The following is a 21301-nucleotide window of genomic DNA, read 5'->3' on the forward strand; positions in this document are numbered from 1 at the left end:
ATTTGTTGAAAAGCATAAATTAGTCCAAAATCTTTTTAAATAGGCTAATCATAAGTTTAATCTAGTTTTATCCTTTTTTCAAGAAGTTATTTCAAGTATTCTAGTCAACTATGTAAAATGCTTTTTAGTATAAATAAGAGAATTTATCTATTAAACATACCTTACAATAACAACTATTTAATGTAAATGCTAATTTTATAATATATAAATCAAAAAGTTTTTTTGATTATTAATAAATGAGTTTTAATTCATTAATAATATAAGTAGAAATCCCGCGTTATAAAAATATAGAATTTAAAAAATAGAAATCACCAGCTAATTGCATAAATAGTGATGCATCATCAGCGACAACTCCCCTACCAATAAAGCATCACTAGTGAATCATCAACCATTAAAAGTCCCTCATTCAATGTTTTGGTGTGTTATATAGTGTTGAATCCGTACATAATCTTAAAAAATTAATATAAAACACTTGAATTAGTGGTAATTTTAATTAATGATTATTATTGTAGGGGTGCACATGTAAGGGTGTGTGATTCACCAACGGAACGATTCGTGATAAAGGAGGTAAAAATAATGGATGGAATGCATGGTCAAACGGATCATAAAGAAAAAATATCCGATAACGTTTGGCAAATTAATGAGTTTTCAAGGAAAGTTGATGTTCACTATAACACAATAGATAGATGGTTTGTAAGATTAGAAAAGAACGGAATACATTACGTTAACCGTGTACAACCTAGTGATAAAAAGGTATATGACCATTTAGACTATGAAATAGCTCTATATATAAAAGAATATAGAGATAAAGGTTGGATGCTTGATCCTATTTTTGAAACTCTTCCGAATGAATTTGATTTAAGACCTTTTCCTGAAGGTGAGGAAGTAAGTAATACGAATGTATTTGATTCTTCTGCAGCTTTTAAGGAAATGGAAGAGAATATTATAGCTAAACTTAAAGATGAAATAGAAGATCAAGCAAGACAACAAGTGAAACAAGAATTCGAACAGTCATTAAATGAGTTAATTGAAATGAAAGAGCAGATTTTAAAAAGTCTACCGCAACCAGAAGATAAAGCTGCTGTAAGAGAAAAGAGATTTGTAGAAGCGGTTACTTTTCATAGAGTACGCGCAGAATTAGAAAAAGAAGCAGCAGCAGAATGGGCAAAAAAGAGTGAAAATGAACGTACTAAAAGGGTTGGTATATTCTTTAAAACGGAAGATACAGCTAAACGAGCGGATTATATTAAGGACTACGTTAATGAAAAATATGAAGAACGATTAAAAGAAAAATTTGATCTGTAATTCTATGAAAATATATTGACCACACTTTAATTAAGTGCTAACATGAACGTATTGAATATAGTAAGTACATTATCTAATATAATAAATAGGCTAAGAAAACCCCCACTAACTCGGTTAGCGGGGGTTTTCTATTTGCGTTAATTGTTTTACTTTAATTACTATGCTTTCTAAATTACTGCATTTAGTTTTTAAAGCCTCATAATCCTCTTTAAATTGATTTATACTTCTAACTAGCTCTCTGTTCTCGTTCTGCAAAGATTGAATTTGAACATCTTTATCTTCAAAGTTTATCAAGTAACTATTAAGTTCATTTATATTAAGTTCCATTTGTTTAAGAATTGGAGCGATTATATGTTTTGGTTCAGTAAATTGTATATCTGCAGGTGTTTTATTCTGACTCTCTAGATCCCGCTTGGGATTTTTATCTATTCTTGATTTATAAATCTTTGCTTTGGATAATTCAGCTGTATACTGTTTGCGTAATTTCGAATTCCATCGAAACCGTGCAGCGCCACTACTTTTGTTTATTTGTTTTGCAATATAATCACATGCAGCTATTTGTGTGTCACCCCTTTCAACATATGATAGAACTGTAGTGGCTAATAATAAGTCATCGGCTTTAGTCCAACTGTTTTTCTTTGTCATAGTATTCAAAGTAATAATTCACCGCCTATATATTCTTTTAAAGTGGCATCATTTAAAAAAAGATACTTTAAATTTATGAAATAATTCAATGAAATATACCTATTAAAGGTGCATCACTATCAATAAAACAATGCTAATGGTGAATCACCACTGAACAACTAACCATTAGTGATTCACCATTAGCGAATGTATGAGTCATTACGAAAAGAATAAGTGTAATTTCATAAGACTATAAGCTACTTGGACGGGTTATTTAAAGAAATTAATATTTTTTATAAGAGTAGTTAAAATAAAATATGGTATCTTATTGTTAAGTGAAATTGAAATGAAACTGAATAATGACAGAAATCTAATACTAATAGAGTGTTACTTATTCTTATTAAAGTTATAAAGGAGTATTTATATGAGTATGAAATTAGGAGAAATGGATATACCTAATTATATAGAAGCAGAAAAAGTTGTAATTGGGTCAATGGTATTAGATCCAGATACAATTGAAAAAGTATTACAGAAGTTAGTTGTAAATGATCTTTATAGTAGTAATAACCGGATAGTATTTGAATGTATATTAAGCTTACATCAAGAGAATAGTCCTATAGAGTTAGTTTCGGTTACTACTAAACTACAAGAAATGAATCAATTAGGTAATGTATCTGTAGGGTATTTGGCTGATTTGGCAGAAGGTGTTTCTTCTACTGCAGGAATTGATTACTATATAGATCTTATCAAAGATAGTGCTGGGAAAAGAAAACTACATAAAATCGGTCAAAAGTTAGCTCAAGAATCGTATAACTATGAGAAAGATACAGAAGAGTTAATTAGTGAAGCAGAACAACTCTTGACTGATATAAGTAATCAGCAAACTAAAGATGACAGAATGCGTTCATCTTTAGATATAGTAACAAGTACATATGAAAACATTGAAATAATGGTTAATCATAAAGGGGATTTAACTGGAATACCAACGGGTTACACTGAGTTAGATCGAATGTTGAGTGGTTTGAACTCTAGTGACCTCATAATTGTTGCAGCAAGACCATCAGTTGGTAAAACAGCATTTGGTTTAAATATCGCTCAGAATGTCGCTACAATTGCTAGAGAGCCAGTTGCTATATTCAGCTTAGAAATGGAAAGTGAACAACTAATGAAACGTATGCTTTGTGCAGAGGGAAATATTGATGCTCAAGCATTACGTAATGGTAATTTAAGTGGAACAGATTGGAGTAAACTAATGATGGCCATGGGGGTTATCTCGAATGCTCCCTTATTTATAGATGATACTCCTGGAATATCAGTTGAAGAAATACGCCGCAAGTGTAGAAAGTTAAAAAGAGAGCATGGATTATCACTAATATTAATAGATTACTTACAACTAGTTACCCTTCTCCACTCAAAAAATGGAGAAAACAGACAGCAAGAGGTATCTACTATATCGCGGTTGCTTAAGAGCCTAGCTAGGGAACTTAAAGTACCTGTGATTGCATTATCTCAACTTTCTAGGGGTGTAGAAGCTCGGCAGGATAAGCGTCCAATGATGTCTGATATAAGAGAATCAGGTAGTATTGAGCAAGATGCTGATGTTATAGCATTTCTATATAGAGATGATTACTATAATGCTGATACAGAGAATAAAAACACAATTGAAATAATTTTAGCTAAACAACGTAATGGTCCTGTTGGTGTCGTAGAACTAGCCTTTCTTAAGGAGTATAATAAATTTGTTAATTTAGAAAGACGATTTTCTTAATTGAGAGTCGTTTTTCTGTTTTTAGTGGTGAATCATTAAGGGGTAATGGGACACTAGTGATGCATTATTAATAGGTACATGAGTCATTGGTGATGCACACTCAAATAATAAAAAAGACCTGGCTACATTTTGTAAACGTATCAGGTCTTTTTTATTAGGTTTTATTTTAAGCTGTCTTCCCACTCTTTTAATAGTTCATTATTTAATACAGAAGAATCTTCAATAACTCCTACTACAGAATTTGAAGCAGTTGTAACGGTTAACTCGTCTGATTTTAGTGATTCATTATTATCCTGTTGGTTTGGTGGATCACCAAATAAGGACTCGAAAGAAACTACTGTGTTGTTTTCCTCTGGGTTTATAGCAGGGAGTTCTCCAATAGATTGCACTGAACTTTCTACTAGTGGTCCATCATTAATGAATGGTGTATCACTAGTGATTTGCTTGTGTGTCACCAGTGGTGCATCTTCAACGGTGTTTGCTTCTTTCTTTTGTTTTGTAATTGCCGATTGATCAATAATATATGGTTCGTTTGCTACATTATCTTCAGGTTCTGCCTCGTTCCATACAATATCTTTTTGAGGAGAAATCTGTTGATGTATATATCGATTTCTTTTTTTCTTTTTAGGTGATTCAAAATCAATATTCATAGATTCCAAAGGTTTTTGTTGGATATTTGCCATTACTTTAGATAATTCTTCGTTATTATGATCTGTTTGAATAGAAGGAGTAGGTTTATCATTCAATTCACTCAAGTTTTCTTTTATTATTTCTTCTGATTCAGTCTTTATTTTAAAGTTTTTACGAGTTGGCGCTTCCTTACGGATTTTCATCCAGTATTGTGCTGCTTCTTTATCAACTTTCACAGTTGCTTCTTCAAATTCATGTTTGGGTACAAAATTAGCTTTAATAATCTGGCCGGAAATAGGTACATTATGTTTAACTATTTTAACAGCACATTCGAATGCATCTTGATAGATAATATCAGAAGTAGATAGAACTTCTGTTTCAGTTTTTTTATAACTTAAGCCAGTACGGTTATTAGGGCTATCCATCATTGCTGAAACTTCTTGTGTGCTTTCGCTTTCCTCAAATTTATCTTTTGCTCCAAAAATGGTACTGAAATCAGTTGCATCTTTTTTAGTCGCATCACCATATAACATTTTATTACGTAATGCAGCAAGTAGTGTTTCTTTCCACGGTTCACCATATTCTAATTCAAGTTGTGCAGTTGTTTGACAGATTACATTGACAATTGATTTATATTTTCTGCTTTGTGCAGGGAACTTTGCAAAATCTTCATAAATATAATCAGGGAATTCATCGCAATATAATGCATTATATGATGAAGTCATTGGTGGACGACGGAATACTGCATTTTGGTAACAAAGTAATGAAAATTTACCTAGAACATTGCTTAAATTACTTAGCTGACCTTTAGCTGTATTAATGAGGAGAATGCCACCGTACTCTAGGAACTTATCAAAATCAAAATCAGATTTATCAAATAGAACACGTCGCATAAGTATATTTTTCCCTATATCATCTAAAATATTCCTTAATCCTACAACATGTTCAGTTTTGGTATCAATAATTTTATATTCTCCTTGATATTTTCCTGATTGTACATATTCTATAGTCATATTTTTCCCAAAACCAGAAGTAGCAATAACATAAGCTTTATCAAACCACTCTTTAACAGACTGCATTATTTTCCAGTAATTTTTTGAGTCTCTATCTTCTATACTGTCAATATCTTTTGGAATTCTATCTTCTAATTTTTGCATCATTCTCCATACAAGTTGAGCATCATTATACATATCTATTAAATCTGATAAGTCTACATTATTTTCTGGATTATGTTCCATTAGCAAGTATATATGGTTTTTAAGATGTGTACGCTGAGATTGATCAAAAAAGAAATCAGCATCTTTTGAAAGACCACTAATAACCATTGTAAACATTTCTGCTACTTTATCTACTGGTCCGTTTAAAATGTTCAAAGATGGAGTATCGGGATTAGTTGGATCTATGTAAGTAATGGCTTCATCAGGGATACCGTGCGCTTTAGCTAGTCTAAGTACTTTCTGACAAAGGTCGTTACTTGGTTCGATTACTGTAATACCATTTAATAATTTCCCACGGATTTCTTCAGAAACATAATTTTTGTCATTATAGAACTTCTTGAAATTGTTAATCATGAAAGTCAAGTAATGTAAGTCTTGGTTAATAAGAGGTAATCCCAGAGCAGCTGTTTTACCAGTACCAATAGCACCAATAATAATCATATTTAATGTTCTATCTAAACCAGGTATAACAACCATTACATTCTTTTTATTCGGACCTAATTCTACATCAGGTTCTGGTATAAGTATTTTACTTTTGTCTTTAAATTGTTCACTGATCTCGGACGCTATTTTTCTCTGCTTATCATTGGATAGGAATACTTTAGCTATGGATGGTAGTGAAATATTATATTCCCATGTTTTAAATAATTGTATTATTTCTTCCCAATGTGCGTTTACCAACTTAAATAGCCAATAATAAGTAAGTAACAGAAAAATTAATGGGAACGAAAGTATGAATAGCATTAAGTTATCAAAATTTTGGACAACAGCAGCTTGTACTTCATAATTTGGAACAAATAACATTTCCTTTTTAAAATATAAATAAGGAATTAAGGTTCTTACAACTGGTGTACTACACGTCCATAAATATTGAAAGGTCATACCTAAAAAGGTGATTCCAAAAACAATATAACGGTATTTTATCTCTTGCAGCTTCTTAATTTTTGTCGATAGTATCCAGGTGACAATAAATAAAGAAAACGCAAAAATTGGCTCTATAAAATATGGAATGCTTAATGGATCGCCAATTAAAATAGGTATTGAGAAATTGGGTAATCCCAATTGAATACACCATAGTAGAATGTATTTTATAAACCCGCGAAAAGAAAAAAGTGCGGATAGTGAGACTAGTACCATAACTGCCCAGTAAATTTTCTGATAATCAATTTTAAACTTAGAAAAATTCTTCAAATAACTTCATCTCCCTCTGCTGTATATCAAAGAAACAAGGATTAAATTGCCTTATATCATTTTCGCGAATTAATATGACATTTTGTTTAGAAGCAGAAGAGTGAAAAATATCGTGTATTACAGATGTTTCAGTTCCGTCTAATTCCTTAGGATAGATTGCTATTATTTTTGTATCTCTTGGCATCACCAACTTTCCTCTTTCTGAATCGCTTTGTACAAGTAGTTGTGCAACTTCAGATAAATCTTTATAACTATTAACGTTCCCTTCCTGCATTTTAATCACAATAGCATCAAATTCTAATAGTCCTTTTGCATTTTGTTCATCTTTTTTTTGAAAATGATATACTGGTAACTTTTTAGAAAGGAAACCCTGATGGTAAAAGCCTAATTTTTTTAATGATTCTTCAGTATTTACTAGTGTTGCTGTATACGGGAAGGTAATTACATTATTAAGGCGTGAAATTATTTCATTGTGAAATTCTTGTTCTTGTTTTCTTTGAACTCTGGTTTTCTCTAAAATTTGATACATTACAGCCTGAATTCTTCGCATTGGTGTAACATAAACTTTTAAATTTGAAGCAGCTAATTCAGGAATGTTTTTTATTAATTCTTTTAAATTAGCAGTTCTCTGTTTTTTTGTACCATGGTCAGAAACAGTAGGATATGAATTATCTACTATTGAGAATATAACGTGATGATTGATTGTTGGCATAAGTTTAGAAAGTGTAATGTATTTTTTAATTTTGCTTTCTATTACGTTATTTCGTTCTGTTCCAGTGTCCACTTCTATACTCAAGAAATGCTTATTAATTCGAAATATCCAGTCTGGTTTAAGGTTGTTATCTTCCTCTTTAATATCCTTGAATAAAGGAAAAGGTTGTATTGAGTACAGTACATCATCCTTTTGAGTACGCTTATCTCTAACACTCTGCCCTAGATTTTTATGGAATCCCCATTCATCAGATTCATATATAAAATGTGGGTGATTTGGCCATAAAGTGAATGGATATAAATTATTAATACCGTATTCTTTTATGAAATTTTTAAAAACATACGTAAGATCACCGTTTAGACCTAATATCCATCCTTTCCGGTTAGCTTCGAGTTCTATTGTTTGTAAGACAACCTCTTTAATACCAAGAGTATGCTCATATTGTTTTCTGCTAATATAAAAGTTTTCCTTAGCATTTTTTATAAAACCAGCCTGCTCCAAGATAAATAAACCCTTATCTTCGATAGTAAACATATTCATTTCATACCCGTAGCGCTTTTTTAAATAGTAGTTTTCTTTTTTTAGTAATTTAAGATTACTCATTTTGTTAAGCCTATTGCGGAAAGCATTATAATTCATTGGTTCATTATGAAAGTACGAATTAAAGGTATAAAGTTGTTTAACGGTTAATAAACGTTGTTCATATAAAAATAGCAAAGTATAGATATCACTAATTGTTAAATATATTCCAGAATGATTTTTTCCGTTTATATATTTTAGAATCCACGTATCTTTTCTCATCGGTCACCTCTTATGTTCTTTTATAAAATTGCAATTGTTCAAGATAATGATAGTTATACTAATAAAATATTTTTGATGGTTGCTTTTCGATATTCTGGTAACAGACTAGCACCATATAATATAAAAAAAGAAAGAGAAATATGGTGTTAAAACATCGAAATATATGTCTGTCCATAGTGTCATATTATACTCACTTTAATTTTATATTTTAATACCATTTTATTAGTATTTAGTTGCGGTTCTGAGGAGTGTATTAGTTATCAAATAAAACGCCTATCACCATACTAGAAACGTGACTATACTTAGCTTTATTAACGTATTAGGTATATGTGCATATATCTAACGTTCAAAAATAGGTTTAAGCACACATATCTGAGGTATGTGTGCTTAAACCTATTTGTCTAACTTTATGAACAAAACTTTGTATAGAGTTCCGGGACTATGTTTTAATAAAATTTTTTATAGTAAAGGTATTAAGTGAAACTTATATTCTTAAAATATTCGCGGTTATTCATGAGCTGATTGGAAACTATAAATTAAGGTTGTTTTTACAATAATAAATAAGATGCAATATAAAACTTTTATCAAATGTTTATATATTATCAAGGAGTTTAATTTACTCCATTCCAATAGGTGACTATTATACGTTACCTATTGGAATGTATTTATATCAATGTTTAGGCGTACAGGCGATGTTTTCTTTTATATATTTTGAAAAAAAGTGATGAAATTCGGCTTAAAAAATGTAAATTTCAATTTTATATATTAATACGTAACCTTTATGGTAACTTATATAGGTTACGTATTATAAAGGCTTTTTATTAAAGGTTTTTTGGATTGACAAATAGAATATAAAAGGTTATATTTATTACAGTTATCTTATAGGTAACGTATATGGTGTATAATATACGTTACCTATAAAAACGTACATAATAATTATTTTTGAAATATCTAAAGAGGGGGGATAGGAGTGGATGAAGCTTTACACCGCGAATTTGAGGATTTAACATTCCCTAATGATATAACTGATTTATATGCGAAGATAATTGTAGCTGATCCTTGGTTGGGAAATGTACTGTTTTTCATTGCTCGTAGATTAGAGCTTAATAAACAGGCTGGTATTGAGATGTATGGTGTGACTGTTACAGATATCGTAGATAATTTATCTGTAACAAGACCAGTGCAGCATAAAGGAGAAAACAACCAATTAGAGTACAAAAAAGAAAAAACCAATATTGATCGAAAACATGCTGAGCGAATAATTACAAATTTAAGAAATATGTCTTTATGTTTTTATTCAAGGCCTGCTGGTAGAACGAATTTTTACTTTGTTACAGTTAGAGGTCTGCAAGTTTTAGAAAGAGCTACACAATTAATAAAAAATAATGAAAAAATAAGTGAAGAATAGAGGAGGAAATACAATGTTTGAACAGCAAAAACCTTCAATTCGTTTTTCAATGGTGGGATTTGGTCAAGCAGGATCCAGAATTGCAAATGAATTTGGCAAATTTAAATTTAATGGAGAAACTGCATACAACGTTTTTGCATTTAACTCAACTTCAAGGGATTTTAGCGGCTTAAATAATATTCCAAATTCGAACCAAGTTAGTATGGATTTAGATGGGTTCGGCAAAGAGCCATCCAAAGCTTATCAGCTTTTAAGAAGTACGCCAGAACACTATAATCATGTAGAAACGATGGTGGACAAAGCATACGAAACAGCAGAGGAATTGTTGATCTTTAACAGTGGCTTAGGTGGAGGTACTGGAACGTCAACTATATTACTAGCTATTCAAATATTTATAAAAAAATATGTTAACGATGTTATTGAAAAATACACTAAGTTATTATTAGAAGCCCAAGGATTTGAATATGATTCATTTATGAATGAATATGGGGAGAATGAGCAAGTAATTTCTGGTTTATATGAAAAAGCTGCTCATAATGCTGAGAGATCAGGTGAACTAAAAAAATTAGGATTAATTCTAGCATATCCTAAGAGAAGTGATGGACCAGGTGTCTTGAAAGAAGTTAACAGATTTATTAAGGAAATATGGGATTTACAGTTAGATCCGCAGAATAGAATTAGCTTCATTTTACCTGTTGATAATCAGAAAGCAGCAGATATATTTAGTGAAAAGAAATCTAAATTAGACTTTAACACTTACAGAGATTACATAAATTATACCGTTGCATCTATGTTCCATGAAATTAACTGTGCTACAAACATTGGTGGTTCAGATGTTACTTTTGATGCACAAGACTTTAGAAAATGTATTTTAGAACACCAAGGAACCCTTGTTATTGGTAAAAAAGTATTACCAGCGTTAGATATTAGTAACTCTGATAGTTTGTTTGAAGCGCTAAGTGATGCATGGGAGAATGGTCATACTCTTCATGATAAAATTGAGTGGGAAGTTCAACAAAATGGTTCTATTGCATACAACGAAGTTTATAATGTTGGTGTGTTAACTATTGTACAACCTGATGTTGTAAATGATAGAAAAATTAATACTTCTTACTTAGATGAAGCACAAGATTATCTATCAAAGCTAAGATTAGTAGGTGATTGTAAAGTATTCACTGGACAAATTGAAACTAAAGAAGTAGACAACAATGTCTATGCTTATATTTTTGCAAAGACAACTGCTTTGCCTGAAAGATTATCTACTGGTTTAGTAGAAGAATTCTTACAGTATAAAGAACGTACCCAGAAAGATGTATTTGTACAAGGTAAAATCGAACAACTTAACGATTTCACGGATCCAGAGCCGAAGAAGACATTCAAACCTAAAGATCCGTTTGCAAATACTATGAATGATGATTTTAGTGACTTATTAAAGTCAGTTCCAAATAATTCAGTAGATAAAGAGAAGAAAGAAATGAAAAAGAAAGAAGATTTCCTTAAAAGTTTAGTTAGTACAGATGATAATCCATTTAATTTTTAATTAAATATAATTTTATACTTTATCAAAAGCTCATTAATTGATGATACATCGATTAATGAGCTTTTTTATTTTCTTCTTAAAAATTGTCTTGCTGATGAGTATAATACGCAACATATTAATTTGAAGGAGGAATTTCATGTTTTTACATTTGTTACCTTTTTGTATATTCCTTATATATCACGTCTTTAATGTGTATATGGATGTCAGCTATCGCATAACAAAAAACTATTGGCATTTAACATTTTTAATAATTGGAATGGGATATTCCTATATTTTCTTAGAAGGGATAGCATGGTATAAGCCACTAGCAATTATAGGCTTGACGCTATGTGTTGGGTTATTGCTAGAGTACTTTAAACAGTCATCCCCAGGAGATACGAAAATGATGATAGTTACTGCATTACTATTATCTTTAAATCTTCCAGAACAAGGCCATATAACTATTGCGGCGGCTGTAATTGTATTTCACTTATCGTTAGTTGCACTTTTTGCTTATGGAAAATTATTTAAGATGAATGGAGTCATAAAAACCTTTAAATATCAAATAAGTGATATTAAAGCTTTTTTCACACCAGGTGTGCCTATTAGTAAAGTGAAAATATTTGACTATTTTCCCGGTGCGATAACTATATCTTTAGGTTCAATAATCTATATCTTTTTAAGTCTGACTCTAGAGTTAAGGTAGTGATTTAATGATTAAAAATAGTAGACAACTACATTTAATGCAAAAGTCAGGGCGGTATTTACTTGCTCTATCTTTTTTGTCACTTAATATATATTTCTTAATTGAAGCGTTAGTACCGGAATATATTTCAGTGCAAATAATAGTTTTGTTGTTATTTTCAGTATGTTTTTTAGTTGGAGTAATTATTAAATTGATGACTATGATTCTTGTGAGAAATTGGTATAAAGAGGGTGTAAAACTAAGTGAATCTATTAAATTAGAGTCCTTACTTCTTATCCCAAGTGTATTAAACGGTGAAAAAGTAATTGAGCTGCATCTAATACCATTCGAATTTACTGACGGATTCTATAAATTGAAAAGAAAAAAGAAAGAACTGATTGAAGAATTAAGTAAGAAATTCGAAGAAGACTTTAGGAAAATTGCCTTATGGAATAATGATGCACCACTAGTGACTACAACCCATACAAGTATGTTTACTTTATGGAAAAGAACATCCCAAGAGAATTATCAAGTCGTTCCAATCCAACTTCTAGATCAATACGCGAAGATGAGCCATTTAGAATGGTTTTTTGCTTCTTTTGCAATAACAGGAAAAATGTCATTTTCTAGGCCGAAAAAATGGGGTTCATATCAATTCTTAAAAAAAGGGGTAATAGAATGAAAAAAAATTTGTTAATAGCAGGTGTATGTATTGTTTCATGTTTAGTTTTAAAGTGGTTAGTCTGTAATTTTGATATAGGTACTAAACCGATGGCTCCTGCTCAAAATTTTATTACAGAACAAGTTGAAATTTGATAAATATTAATTTTTTTAAAAAAGCTCTTAGAATCTATGGGGATTATGAGTAAAATACGCAATAGGAATTTTATGTATACGAAAATATGAAAAGGAGGTCAAATATGAAAAGATGGAATCTTAGTTTGCGGAGTGATAGTAATTCAAAGACAAAACTTAAGCGGGTTGTTTTAATAACAAGCAGTATAACAATAGTTATTGGAATTGTTTTAGGTGGAACTTATATCTATAAACAAGGACAAATAAATAAAAAAAGAAATGAGGCTTTAATTAATCAGCCTGTAGAAAGCGACGAGAAAAAAGAAGAAGTAGAAAATAAGGAAACTCCAACACCAGATGAAAAAGTTGATGAAACATTAACTAGCACTGATGAATCACCAGTTGATGATGGTCCACCAGTGAAGGAAGAAAAGCATGAAATAAATAAAGAAAGTACAAAAAAAGAAATTAAAGAAGACAAAAGTTCAATGAATAAATCTGATGATACACAAAAAGGTAAAACAAATCAGCCTGATAATAATCAAATTCAAAAGAATGAAAATGATTACTCTATATCTGAAAAAAAACCTGAAACTAAACCCAATGCACATGAGGAAAAAGATATTCATGAAGGTTCTAATGATAAATCATCAGTGAAGGATGAGCCAAATACTCAACCTGTTCCAAATGAAAAAAAACCTGAGACAAATAAACCAAAAGAAAAAGAGAATTCAAAAGAACAAGAGAAACCAAAAGAAAAACCAAAAGAAAAACCAAAAGAAAAAGAACCGACAGGACCTTTAATTAAAATTGAGTCTATAGGTAAGATAGGCGAAAGTGAAGTTACTGATGGAGGTACTCTGTTTAAAGGTGAGTAGGTGCCAAGTTAGGATGTGAAATCATGAGAATTAAGAAAAAAATATACTCTATTTTTGGGATAGGTTGTATAGCCTTGACTAGTATATTTAGTTTAGATCTCCATACGGTAAAGGCTGATGTTGATTGGCCAATGTATGGCAAAGATGAAGTAAGAACAAGACAAATATATGATCCCGAATTAAAGCCTCCAATTAAGTTTAAAGCCAAAATGGATTTGGGATGGTCTGTATCCCAAACAATTACTGTTGGTGATTACTTTTATCATGTGGCTGCTGTACCAGATTCAAATAATTTGTTTAATTTACCGAGAGGAACTTATTTATACAAGATTCCTGTTAAATTTAAGTATTTTAGTCCGTATTCGCCTAAAGCAGAAGTAGCTGCTGACTTAATTAAAAACGGTGCTAGAGCAATTAAGTTAGGAGACTATGTTAAGTCGTATTCTCACCCAACTTGGTCGGAGGAAAATCAGGCATTTTATATTGGTTATGATACTAAAGTATTAGCATTTAACAGCAATTTAAATTACTTAGGAGGTTATGAAGTAGGAGCCAGAATAGTAGGGCCACCTACTGCATACCCTGGTGATAATGTTGTAATTGGTGCAGCAAATGGTACCCAAAAAGGTGCAATTCATGGGGTACATGGAATAAAAGATAATCATACAGTAGGACGTTCTTATAACTTAAGTGACTACGATAATGCTGAAATATCAGGTGCGGTTACTAAAATAGGAAATAATACAGCTATATTTGGTGTTAACCATAGGGCTAGTGTTCGAAAAAGTCCGTTAGCAAGAGTTAATGTTTCAAACCTCATTTATGGTGGACAACCAATTGTATGGACAAAATATGCTCAAACTGGAATACCATCAAACGCTATTTTAGAGGGAGAATTTTTATACCATACCGATAAGTATGGAGGAGTGTATAAAGTAAGGGCGTCAAATGGTGAAGTGATTTGGCGTACGGAAATACCAAATGTAACACTTATAAATAACTCTTTAACAATAGATGATAAACATATTTACATTCCTGTTCGAAAACCAGGTAAGGTAGTTGCCATAGATAAGAATTGGGGTTCAATATCTTGGTCAGCTGAGACAGGTAGAGATCGTAATGCTAACTTTTTAGATCCAGCAATAGGTTATGGATATGATGTTGGAAATGATATGACCGCATGGACTACGCCTGCAGGTCAGAAAATAGTGTTTTATGGTGATACCTTAGGACAATTAATATTTTTAGATCAAAATGGAAATCGAGTGAATATTGCTAAAGACTATGGTTCAGGGCGTGAAATGCCATTTATACGAGCAACCTATAACCAAGATATCCCGGAAGATTGGCAATATCAGGGTGCTGGGTTAGCCACTGAAACCAATATTTCCAAAAAGCATTTAGTTTTTGGGGTCAACCATTCAAATAATAGTATGGGTGAACTTTGGTTTTATTCTGTTGGATTAACAAATGATATGATTCTTGAAAATATTAAGGGTGGGGTGTTTGGTAAAAATCAGACAGTTGTAACACCTGTTACTGTTGGGAGTGCAGCAACCTCATCTGGAGCGAGGGTCGCTAAAGTTAGATTTTATGTTGATGATAGGCTGGTTGAAGAAAGAAGTGTTAGATTAGAACCACGTCAACAAAGAACACTTTATTTTAAATGGACTACACCTAACGCTATTAAAACAGGGGAATTAAAAGCCACTATCAATGATCCAGCAGAATTTGAAGAAGTTGATATGACTAATAATATGAAAAAAACAACATATCGTACTGATGATACCATTCCTGAAGGGGTAAATAGTTGTGGTCCTCAGGAAAATATAAATGTTGGGTTAGTAGATACAAGAGAAGTTACTGACGAAGATGGTCGTGTATTTTATGTTGATTACTATGAATTTTTAACAACTCACATAACTAAAGTGGACCCTAAACGCCTAAGAGCAGGTTACGGTTTTTCTTTTGAAGTAGAAACTGAATATATTAATGAGGCACGTAATGCAAGTGGACCTAAGAAAACGGAAGTGTTTTATGACGAGAATGTAAGTTTCGCAGGAAACAAGTCCGTTATGGAAGTAGGTTCTAGGGCTTTTGGACAAAATCGTTATCAAGAATATACAACTTGGAAACTGCCATCTATTTATGTGGAAAATTACTCAGGAAATGTATTTTATGATCCGTTCCATTTAAAACGTGATAAAAATGATAATTTTGTTAAGCCAAGTGGTGAAGCAAAATGGTACACCAATTTCAATCGCAAAGATGGTAAATATCCATTTAAAGTAGTAGCATCACAGGCTGGCAAAAACAATTTAACGAGTTGTATCACCACTGATGAAGTAGAAGTAAAAGGTTCACCATTTAATGACTATGTAAATAGATTTGTAGATCCTAATAACCCATTCCCTAGTGGTGAGAAAGGTTATAACTGGAAGGATAATGAATCTAAAATTTTAAAAGAAAAGAATTATTACAATGATAAAGAAAGTGGTGACCATGCTATTAGTTCAAAGTATCTTGATCGTGATGAGATAGAAAATATAAGAAAAATGGCACCAAAAGAAGTAACTAAATCTGCAGTATTTGATTTTATCAGACAAGGACAATAAATAATTAAGAGATTGGGGTGATTATAAATTACATCCCAATCTCTTTTAAAAAAAATGCAATTTACTCTTAGAATATGGAGAAAGAATAAGTAAAATGCGTAATGTCAGGATATTTGAAGGAGGGAGGCATAATGAGTAATATAACTGGGTTTGGATTAGGATTACTAATTATTGTGTTGTTAGTCTTTTTTCAAGTGGATTTATCAAGTGTAGATAATATGTATCATGAAAATCAACAGTCTATTGATATAGCAACAAACGATTCTATGTCACTAGCAATTAATAAAGGAAACTTACGTGTAAATGAAGCGATGACAATTGATTTTGAAGTTGCTAACACTATGCTAATCAAAAGTTATGCAAAGAATACAAGTTTCAATTTAAGTAATTCTGCTAGAAGAATAGAAGTACATGGTATGAATTCAGCAACGCCAATGTTATCAGTAGGTGCTAGGACGAAACAGGGGAGTTTTACTAAGAGATATTTTGAAAACTGGGGTTCATTCAAGAATGACGGTTATATCAATTCTGTAGACAAAGAATTACTTATCATTGAAGCGAAACATACTGAAAAGCCTCCAAAGGGCGGTGTCTATGATAATGAAAGATAAGATGATTAACAACAGAGGAATCGGAATATTGAATAAAATTAAAAATTGTTAGTAACTAAAGGAGGTTAAAAAATTGAATCTTGCAAGTAAAAAAGTAATTGCAGGAACTGCAGCAATTGCAGTAGTTGCTGGCGTATGGGGATACTCCTATATGCAAACTGAATCGAAAATTAAACCTGTAAAGGTAGTTGTAACAAAACAGGATATTGCACCTCATACTAAAATTACTGCTGATATGATCGCAGAAAAAGAGTTCCCGGTATCAGGTATTCCACCAAAGACAGCTTTAAAGAAAGAGGATGTTTTGGGTAAGTGGACAAAAGATGGATATGGGATTGCAGCTAATAGCTATATGAACTCCACAAAACTAGCTAAAGAAGAAGAGTTAACAGATGCTGGGGTTATTTCATTAAAAGAAGGTGAATATGCCTTTACCTTACCTGTTGACATTGAGACTAGTAATGGTAATGCAATTGTGCCTAATACATATGTTGACTTATATTTAGCAGCTAATCTTGATGCAGAAAAGTTAGGACAAGCTGTTGGTATTCAAAATTTAGAAAAGAAATTTATAAGTCCAACGGTTAAATATTTTGGTCTAGCTGCAAAAAAAGTAAGAGTTATTAGTGTAAAGGATGGGAATACAACAGACGTATTTAATGCATTACCAAATACAGAAAACGCAGATGGTTCCAAGCCAAGTAATATTGATCGACGTCAGGCTCGTTTATATACAATCGCTGTGAACAAAGAAACGTTACAAACACTTAATAAAGCAAAACTAATAGGTAATGTAATTCCTGTTACTAATGGACAATCATATGAAGATTTAATTAAGGATAAAAAGGTATCAAAGTATACTGATGAATCTACACCAAATTCTATGAATAGTGAACCTTTAACAAAAGATCTTATTGAGAAATTGTCTTATGATCCTAATCTATATTTTAAAGTAGATGAAAAAGGTAAATTAATTAAAAAATAGTGGTTTATGAATTTTATTGGTTGAGCTAGAAAGTAAAACACTTTTTAGCCAACCATATCTGATAAATTAATTAGACATTAGAAAGGGGTATTAATAAGTAATGACTACAATAAAAACATTAGCTTTTTGGAGTAACCATATTAATGAAGGAAAGAGAACTATTTCTCAATCTGTGGCAACAGCTTTGGCGGAAAATGGTTATAAAGTTCTATATGTAGAATTAGATTACATGCATCCATCTTTAGCAATTTCAACAGGACTAACACACCCTAAAAAGAACATTTTTAAATTGATTGAATCAAGGGAGAATTTCTCGATTTCTGATTATATAGCAAAAAAATCTGATGTAGAAGTTCCTAATGATGAACTTCGAAAAATCGTTAGTAAGGTACCAAACAACTTGAGTTTTCTATCATTTCCAATTACATATGAATTTGATGAATTCCCTGTTATTGAGGATCAATCATTTATTAATACATTTTTGACTGCTGTACAGGATTGCAACTATGATGTTGTGATTTATAATCTTCCAAATAATTTAGATGACTTATTTACATATCAAGTAATGTTGGAAGCAGATAAGGTATTTCATATTATATCTCCAAATGTACTACGAATGAGAGATTATAAAAAGACTAAGAAAGTCTTAGAGACTATTGGTTTTGATTTAAATAAATGGCATACCATTTTAAATAAATCAAATTTAGGGGTTCAAGTACAAGCTTATGAGAATGTATTAAATGAAAAGATTTATTTTGAAATTGGAATAGATCATAAAAGAAATAATGCAGAATTAAATATGGAAATTGGTTCAGAAGCAATTAATAGTGATGTAACAAGATTAATTGAAGCAATTGGTTATACAGTTGAAAAACAAGCAATTCTTCAAGAAAAAAAACGTTGGCCGTTTATGAAGTAATCAAAGTTCGAAAATTATTTGAAGGAGGAATACCTAGTGGGAGCTGCAGTAGCAATAAAGGAACAGGAAGAAAGACTTGTAACTAGTGTACCAAACAATATACCACCTGAAGAAATAATGCAGATTTTAAGTAAATTGAAACCTAAATCAATTAACAAAATTAATTTAGGAGTTACAACTTATTCCAGTGTTCTAAAAGATAATAAAAAATATGGGAAAATGACACAAGTACCTATTGATGTAGTAAATTCATTGCGTGAATATCTAATTGCTAATCATAGAAACGTGTTAGAACAATCATTTATGAATCCCAAAAAACGAAAAGAATTAACAGATATTATTTCGTTATATATAAAAGATAATGCATTAAATTTCCCTGGTATTTCAGCAGGAGAATTAATTAATCAACTTGTAGATGCTATTGCAGGTTTAGGTCAAATACAACCGTTAATTGATGATCCAGCAGTAACAGATGTATATATAAATGCAATTAACGATGTTGAGATTGATAAGGTAGATGGAAGAACCTATCGAACAAATGTGAAGTTCAATTCTTTAGAAGAGGCCATGGAAATTGTCTATAAAATAATAAATTCTACTAGTCAAACATTAAACACTAACAAACCGTTGGCTGATGCGGCATTAGGGAAATTACGTGTCAATATAGCTAATGAAGCGGTATCTTATGAGACTGGTCTTACAGTTGCTATTCGTAAACCACAAACTAGTATAAAAGTCACAAAACAGACCTTAATTGAATCTGGACAAGCTAGCTCAGAAATGATGAAGGCAGTTAAGGCTTTTGTTGAAGCAGGATTAAATATTTTAGTGGTTGGTCCAACAGGTACCGGTAAAACTCAATCAATGAGGGTGCTAAGTGGTGATATTCCAAATGGTGATCGTACGTTTGTATTAGAAGATAATCCAGAAATGTTTTTAAAAAGTACATATCCGGAAAAACGTTTTGTTTCATGGAGATGTCGCCAAAATGATCAAGGGGAATTCGTTGTAGATTATGGAAGGTTGTTATTCAATACATTACGACAAAATCCATCGAGAATTATAGTTGGGGAAGCTCGTGATAAAAGTGCATTAAATATGTTGAAAATATTCAATTCAGGGCATCCTGGCATGAGTTCTATACATGCAAATAGTGCTGAAGAAGCTGTAGGTCGTTTGATTTATATGATTGAAGAAGGCGATACAAAATTAACATATGAGGCTATAGGAAGACTTATTGCTTCAACGATTGATATTATAATTTTCCAAGATAAATTAAGAGATCGCTCTAGAAAGTGGAGTGAAATAATTGAACTAGTAGGTTTTAAGGATGGAGAGGCATCCTTTAATACGCTATTTAATTTTGAGGTAGAAAACGTGGTTAAAGATAAAGAAGAGATTGTTCGAATTGAAGGCCGTCATAAACAGTCTGGATATTTATCGAAAAAGACTATCAAGAAAATACGGAATAAAGCAGTAGATATGTCGCTAATAGACAATTTAATTTCACCTGAAATACAGGAGGGGAATTAGGTTGAATATTATTTCTTCTATCATCCTAGCTCTTATAGGAGTATGTATTTTTATAATAATAGCTACATTTTTCGTTAAAGATAAACGAAAAAAATACACTGCTGAAAGTATTTTAAAAGACTTAGAAAACCAAAAAGCTTTAATGGAGAAGAGGTCAAAAGAGGAACAAGATATAGATATACCATATACGTTTCTTGACAGCTTTTTCAATAATTTTAGTTTTACTGAAAAATTAGCACCATTTAACGTTATAGCTGAAGCAAGACGTTATGAATGGTTTATTGGAGCAAAAGAGTATTGGACTATTTATATTGTGGGAAGTACATTGTTGACGGGTTCTATATTCTTAATGTTAAACGGTCATATTGGATGTGTGATTGGATACGCATTAGGGTTTTATATCCACCGTTTTATGTTACATGTACATCGTAGAAAATATAAATTTGTTGAAAATGATCGTATAAGTATTTATATGAAAACCATGACAAATTCCCTACATATACTAGGAACTGTTATTGATGCTATTGAAGAGGTAAAACCTCTAGTTCACCCATCAATTAGAGAAGAGCTGGATAAGGCAACATTTAAATTGAAACAAGGTAAGTCAGTAGCAGAAGCATTGTCATCTTTAGATAAGAAATATCCATATAAGGAATTAATATTTTATCATGAAATGTTGGATGTAGCTGATAAAAATGGTGGGAGAAATACAGAAGCTCTAGAATCGATAGCTTTGGACTTTGAAGACCGTAAAGTAAAGCAAATGCAATTATATGCTGAAACTACTCAAGGTGTGAAATCTTTTAGAAATACCGCTTCAATTGTAATTGCGTTACCTTTTATATTTAAATTTTTTATGCCTCAAGCATATAGTATTTTGATGAGGACACCATTAGGTTCAATAGTATTCGTTTTAACTTCTTTAATAATTCTGTATTGTTATACACGCCTTCAAAAGTTGGCTGATTGGAATCCAGAAGAATAAATTTTAAAAAAGATTCATTTTGCTCTTAAAAATAAAGGAGAGAATTCTTATAATGTGCAACATGGATTAAAAAGGAAGGAGGGATTATTATTCAAATACCATTGTTTGTTTATATTTTAC

At 31.4% G+C, this 21301-nt stretch carries 17 protein-coding genes; 14 read left to right on the forward strand and 3 right to left on the reverse strand.

Annotated features, from left to right (window positions below; genetic code table 11):
- Positions 1 to 576: 576 nt before the first annotated feature.
- Positions 577 to 1305 carry a hypothetical protein gene (locus tag MR169_RS07270; RefSeq protein ID WP_000348904.1) on the forward strand — a complete coding sequence of 243 codons (729 nt, stop codon included), beginning with the start codon at positions 577 to 579 and terminating at the stop codon, positions 1303 to 1305.
- 114 nt (positions 1306 to 1419) lie between these two features.
- Here MR169_RS07270 and MR169_RS07275 read toward each other — a convergent pair whose 3' ends face one another.
- The gene (locus MR169_RS07275) at positions 1420 to 1950 is read right to left on the reverse strand and encodes a transcriptional regulator (protein ID WP_137073264.1); all 531 of its coding nucleotides are present in this window, start codon (positions 1948 to 1950) and stop codon (positions 1420 to 1422) included.
- A gap of 403 nt (positions 1951 to 2353) precedes the next feature.
- Between MR169_RS07275 and dnaB the strand changes: the two genes are divergently transcribed.
- Entirely contained in the window at positions 2354 to 3697 is a 1344-nt protein-coding gene (gene dnaB / locus MR169_RS07280) for a replicative DNA helicase (RefSeq protein ID WP_242319181.1), read from the forward strand.
- A 161-nt stretch (positions 3698 to 3858) separates the two neighbouring features.
- Here dnaB and MR169_RS07285 read toward each other — a convergent pair whose 3' ends face one another.
- Together MR169_RS07285 and MR169_RS07290 are read right to left on the reverse strand one after the other, a co-directional pair.
- Entirely contained in the window at positions 3859 to 6735 is a 2877-nt protein-coding gene (locus MR169_RS07285; protein WP_242319182.1) for a type IV secretory system conjugative DNA transfer family protein, read from the reverse strand.
- Entirely contained in the window at positions 6719 to 8248 is a 1530-nt protein-coding gene (locus MR169_RS07290; RefSeq protein WP_242319183.1) for a replication-relaxation family protein, read from the reverse strand. The genes MR169_RS07285 and MR169_RS07290 overlap by 17 nt, the downstream gene beginning before the upstream one ends.
- A 970-nt stretch (positions 8249 to 9218) precedes the next feature.
- Here MR169_RS07290 and MR169_RS07295 point away from each other — a divergent pair.
- From MR169_RS07295 to MR169_RS07350, 12 genes are all read left to right on the forward strand, one after another.
- The gene (locus MR169_RS07295; RefSeq protein ID WP_000343006.1) at positions 9219 to 9656 is read left to right on the forward strand and encodes a hypothetical protein; all 438 of its coding nucleotides are present in this window, start codon (positions 9219 to 9221) and stop codon (positions 9654 to 9656) included.
- A 13-nt stretch (positions 9657 to 9669) separates the two neighbouring features.
- Complete coding sequence (locus MR169_RS07300; protein WP_000462890.1) at positions 9670 to 11196, forward strand: cell division protein FtsZ; 1527 nt, start codon at positions 9670 to 9672, stop codon at positions 11194 to 11196.
- 136 nt (positions 11197 to 11332) lie between these two features.
- A complete protein-coding gene (locus MR169_RS07305; RefSeq protein ID WP_000478446.1) occupies positions 11333 to 11881 on the forward strand; it encodes a hypothetical protein in 549 nt (182 codons plus the stop codon).
- Positions 11882 to 11888: 7 nt separating this feature from the next.
- Positions 11889 to 12542 (forward strand): hypothetical protein, encoded by a 654-nt coding sequence (locus tag MR169_RS07310; RefSeq protein ID WP_242319184.1) that lies wholly within the window; start codon positions 11889 to 11891, stop codon positions 12540 to 12542.
- Positions 12539 to 12676 (forward strand): hypothetical protein, encoded by a 138-nt coding sequence (locus MR169_RS07315; RefSeq protein WP_000739891.1) that lies wholly within the window; start codon positions 12539 to 12541, stop codon positions 12674 to 12676. The genes MR169_RS07310 and MR169_RS07315 overlap by 4 nt, the downstream gene beginning before the upstream one ends.
- 104 nt (positions 12677 to 12780) lie before the next feature.
- Positions 12781 to 13533 carry a hypothetical protein gene (locus MR169_RS07320; protein ID WP_242319185.1) on the forward strand — a complete coding sequence of 251 codons (753 nt, stop codon included), beginning with the start codon at positions 12781 to 12783 and terminating at the stop codon, positions 13531 to 13533.
- 23 nt (positions 13534 to 13556) lie between these two features.
- Positions 13557 to 16148: an outer membrane protein assembly factor BamB family protein gene (locus MR169_RS07325; RefSeq protein ID WP_001220557.1), complete on the forward strand. Its 2592-nt coding sequence runs from the start codon at positions 13557 to 13559 to the stop codon at positions 16146 to 16148.
- 131 nt (positions 16149 to 16279) lie between these two features.
- Positions 16280 to 16759 (forward strand): hypothetical protein, encoded by a 480-nt coding sequence (locus MR169_RS07330; RefSeq protein ID WP_000065739.1) that lies wholly within the window; start codon positions 16280 to 16282, stop codon positions 16757 to 16759.
- 73 nt (positions 16760 to 16832) lie between these two features.
- On the forward strand, positions 16833 to 17744 hold the full coding sequence (gene cpaB / locus MR169_RS07335; protein ID WP_001046735.1) for a Flp pilus assembly protein CpaB: 912 nt from the start codon (positions 16833 to 16835) through the stop codon (positions 17742 to 17744).
- A gap of 100 nt (positions 17745 to 17844) precedes the next feature.
- Positions 17845 to 18663, forward strand: a complete 819-nt coding sequence (locus MR169_RS07340) for a CpaE/TadZ family protein (protein ID WP_000207605.1) — start codon at positions 17845 to 17847, stop codon at positions 18661 to 18663.
- A gap of 36 nt (positions 18664 to 18699) precedes the next feature.
- A complete protein-coding gene (locus MR169_RS07345; protein WP_137073270.1) occupies positions 18700 to 20196 on the forward strand; it encodes a TadA family conjugal transfer-associated ATPase in 1497 nt (498 codons plus the stop codon).
- 1 nt (position 20197) lies between these two features.
- Positions 20198 to 21181 (forward strand): type II secretion system F family protein, encoded by a 984-nt coding sequence (locus MR169_RS07350; protein ID WP_001021609.1) that lies wholly within the window; start codon positions 20198 to 20200, stop codon positions 21179 to 21181.
- Positions 21182 to 21301: the final 120 nt, after the last annotated feature.

The organism is Bacillus cereus group sp. BfR-BA-01349 (assembly GCF_022663795.1).
GTDB classification, from domain to species: Bacteria; Bacillota; Bacilli; order Bacillales; family Bacillaceae_G; genus Bacillus_A; species Bacillus_A cereus.